This is a genomic window from Anaerolineae bacterium, from assembly GCA_014360855.1.
Lineage (GTDB): Bacteria > Chloroflexota > Anaerolineae > JACIWP01 > JACIWP01 > JACIWP01.
In genome coordinates this window covers 1-3,193 of sequence record JACIWP010000325.1, presented here as the reverse complement: position 1 = coordinate 3,193, position 3,193 = coordinate 1, and the positions used below count along the sequence as shown (strand labels likewise).

Annotated in this window: 3 protein-coding genes; all 3 read right to left on the bottom strand. The window is 65.9% G+C overall.

Translation table 11 applies throughout. The features are described 5' to 3' along the window. A partial coding sequence (locus H5T60_13450) for a DUF2142 domain-containing protein (protein MBC7243436.1) occupies positions 1 to 771 on the bottom strand: 771 nt, incomplete at its 3' end. A gap of 21 nt (positions 772 to 792) precedes the next feature. Then, positions 793 to 1,974, bottom strand: coding sequence for a hypothetical protein (locus tag H5T60_13445; protein ID MBC7243435.1), 1,182 nt, complete (start codon positions 1,972 to 1,974; stop codon positions 793 to 795). 176 nt (positions 1,975 to 2,150) lie between these two features. Continuing rightward, on the bottom strand, positions 2,151 to 3,193 hold a 1,043-nt coding region (locus tag H5T60_13440; GenBank protein MBC7243434.1), incomplete at its 5' end, for an iron-containing alcohol dehydrogenase.

The following is a 3,193-nucleotide window of genomic DNA, read 5'->3' as shown; positions in this document are numbered from 1 at the left end:
CCAGGCGCGGCGGGCGGCCAACCAGGCCCGCAGTTCTTTCCGGTACATGGTCAAGAGCGTGAGCAGGACCGCCGGCCAAAGGAACAGCGTCGTCTTCTTTGTGAACGCCGCAGTCAGCAGGAAGAGCGCCATCAGCCCTGCTCTCCAGGGGTTCCAGCCCCGCCGGATGGTGCGCAGGAGCCACCACAGTGCGGCGGCGGCGATGAGCATGCCGGCGGCGTCATTATTGGCCGAACTGCCGATGAAGGCCGGCATGGGGATGAGCAGTGCCGCGGCCATGGCCAGGTGGTGCAGATGGGCGTCGGACGTCAGTTCGCCCAGCCCCAGCCAGATACAGCACATGGTCAGGGCATACAGCAGGACGGACCATAGACGCATGAGCCGCAGGCCGAGGACGGGTTCCGCCGGCATCCCGCGCAGGAAGAGCGCCGGCAGGAGGTAGTAGAGCGCCGGCTCGTCCTCGCGTTGGCTGATGAGATAAGGGTCCTGGGTGAAGCGGGCCGGCAGGGGATGGGGAATGGGCTTGCCCAGCCCCTCCCAAGAGCGCTCCTCCGCCAGGGAGGCGATGATGTCACGCTGGAGGGAGCCCCGCGCCGGCGCAGGAGGTTCCTGCAGGCCGAAGTCCGCCAGGAGACGGGCATATTCATAGTGGCCGGGTTCATCCGGCGCCTGCCAGGGAGGGACCGTCAGCAGGCCGAAGGAGGCGGCGCGCATGCCGGCCAGCAGGAAAATCACCACCAGGCCCCCAAGGGGCTTGGAGAATATAGACATCCAATGCGCCTTCATACTGCATTACTGCGGGCGCCGGGCCAGGTACTCAGCGATGAGGCAAGCTCCGATGCCCAGGACGGCGCCGGCGACGACGGCCAGCAGGGCGGCCACCGGCCAATCTCGGGAGGCCCTTCTTTCTGGGACGGCGGCCTCCCCGACCACCCGCACCAACGGCCCCTCGACCCGGTTCTCAATCTCAATCTCGTTGACCTTGCGCTGAAGGGTCAGATAGTTCTCCCGGGCCAGGTTGCGCTCTTCCACCAGACGATCCAACTCCGAGGAGAGCTGGGCCAGTTGCGCTTGATCCTCGTTCAAGCGCCGTTCCAGGGCACTAGCGGCGGCTTGCTGGGCCGTCAGCTCGGCCTCCAGCAGGCCGGCCAAGGCGCCGGCGTCGTTCAGGTGCTGGGCGACGACCTCGTGCGTCAGGATGCCGCGGGCGGCGATGGTGGGCGCGTCCAACAACTGCCAGGGCAGGCTCTCCAGGGAGGAGTTCTGCCGGCGCGCCTGCTCCAACTGTTCTTTCAGCAACTGCAGGTTGGCGATGGCCTGGCGGTGGGCGGCCAACTGCCGGCTGCGCTCCGCCAGCTCCATGCCCAGCGCTCCCAGCCACTCATAGCCCTCCAGCGACGGGGCGCCCTCTGAGGCGATGCCCACACCGGTGCGCGCTTTGAAATCTTCCACTGCCTGGACCGCCTGCTGGTATTGTTCCTCCCAGCGCTTCAGCTCCTGGGCAAATGGCTCGGAGAGCGCGGTGGCGCCGTACAGCTTTTCGGCCTGGTTGGCAAAGGCCTCCGCCCAGGCGTTGGCCAGTTCGGCGGCTTCCTGAGGTGTGGGAGCGGTGACATCAATGTGGATGAGCGACTGCTTGCCGGCCCGCACGCTCATCTCCCCGATGTTTTTGCCGGGGAAGCGGGCCTCCACTTGCGCGGCGATCTGGTCCCGGAACCAGGGGTCTTTGGCCAGGTCCAGGAAAATTTTCTGCCAGTTCACGTTGACCGGCGTGTTGGGGGAGAGGCGGGAATCGAAGCGCCACTGGTACTGGGGGCCGCCGGCGAAAAGGGTGGCGGTGGCCGTGTAGCTGGCCGGCCGCAGGAGATTGGCGATGAGCACGGCGCCGGCGGTCAGGAGGAAGACCACGATTCCCAGCCGGGCATGCCGCACCAAGATGCGCAGATAACGGCCCAGATCAAGTTCGTCGTCCATAGCGTTCACCCATATATCGGGGTAGGAGGCTGCACGCGGGTAGTGTAAACGAAGGGGGCTGTTTTGTCAATGAAGACACACTTGGCCGGCGAATAAAAGCGCCTGGAGCCCCCGTAGGGCTCCAGGCGTGACCGATGGGATGCGTTTCCGCGGGGTCAAGTACTGCCCCGGCGGATTTATTCCTCGAAGCAGGACTCGTAAATCTTGATGTAGCTTTCCAGCGTCAGATCGCGCGGGTTGCCGATGGTCTGCGGGTCTTTGAAGGCCAGCTCGGCCAGCATGGGGATGTCCTTCTTCGGGATGCCCATCTGCGCCAGGGTGGGGATTTCCAGGTCCTTGACCAGCCGGCGCACTGCCTCGACGGCCTTCCAGGCGGCGTCCCAGACGCTCAGGCCGCGGATGTCCTCTCCCAGGGCCAGGGCGATGCGGGCGTATTTCTCCGGCTCGCCGAGATAGTTGTAGGCCATGACGTGGGGCAGGAGCGCGGCGGTCAGCGTGCCGTGCGGCAGGTCATAGACGCCGCCGGCGGTCTGGCTCATGGCGTGCACGGCGCCGGCGCTCTCGGTGCCGTAGGACATGCCGGCGAGCATGGCGGCCATGGACATCTGGTAGCGGGCCTTGAGGTTGTTGCCCTGGGCGAAGGCGATGCGCAGCCATTTGCCAATTTCTTCGATCGCCCACAGGGCCACGGCGTCGGGCCAGGGCTGGGCATAGGCGCAGGTGTAGCATTCGATGGCATGGGTCAGGGCATCCAGGCCGGTGCCGGCGGTGATGGGGGCCGGCAGTCCCAGGGTCAGCTCGGGGTCAATCAGCGCCACGTATGGGGCGATGAGACCGGTGCCGCCGACGTTGAACTTGATGTGGCGGTTGGGGTCAGTGATGACCGCCCACAGGGTGACCTCACTGCCGGTGCCGGCGGTGGTCGGCACGGTGATCAGCGGCGGGACGCGCTTCTTGATGGGCTGAGGATCGGCCCATTCATATTGCAGGATAGAACCACCGTTGGCCACCACCACGCCGATGGCCTTGGCGGTATCCATGGAACTGCCGCCGCCGAAGCCGATCAGGCCGTCGCATCCTTCCCGCTTGTACACCTCGGCACCATGGTCCACCAGTGCGATGGGCGGGTTGGGGATGACATCCGCGAACAGGACGTAATCCACGTTCGAGGCTTTCAGGACCTTCTCCGCCCTTTCCACCAGGCCGGTCTTGACCAGCC